The sequence below is a fragment of the Alkalicoccobacillus porphyridii genome (genome assembly GCF_007293315.1).
Classification (GTDB): domain Bacteria; phylum Bacillota; class Bacilli; order Bacillales; family Bacillaceae_D; genus Alkalicoccobacillus; species Alkalicoccobacillus porphyridii.
This window is the reverse complement of sequence record NZ_VLXZ01000260.1, coordinates 1-264: the sequence shown is the minus strand read 5'-3', so window position 1 is coordinate 264 and position 264 is coordinate 1. Positions and strand designations below refer to the sequence as shown.

The 264-nt window shown below is 30.7% G+C and carries 1 protein-coding gene; it reads left to right on the top strand.

The window, feature by feature from the left end; all coding sequences use genetic code 11:
- Positions 1–148 precede the first annotated feature (148 nt).
- Positions 149–250: a small membrane protein YkgR gene (gene ykgR, locus FN960_RS24255; RefSeq protein WP_000662258.1), complete on the top strand. Its 102-nt coding sequence runs from the start codon at positions 149–151 to the stop codon at positions 248–250.
- Positions 251–264 lie beyond the last annotated feature (14 nt).

Genomic DNA, 264 nt, shown 5'->3' with positions numbered 1-264 from the left:
ATATCAATGACGTTGGTGCAATAAAAGATAGTTGATGTAATACATCTATTCAAATTTGTGATACATGTCAAAAAATTGGTTGACCAAACTCGTTATTTATATAAGGGCACTTACGAAGTGCACTCTTTTTTAAAGCGAGGAAGTACCAATGAAAGAGAATAAAGTACAGCAAATCAGTCATAAACTGATTAATATCGTTGTTTTTGTCGCAATTGTAGAATACGCCTATTTATTTCTCCATTTCTATTAATAACGGAAATAAAC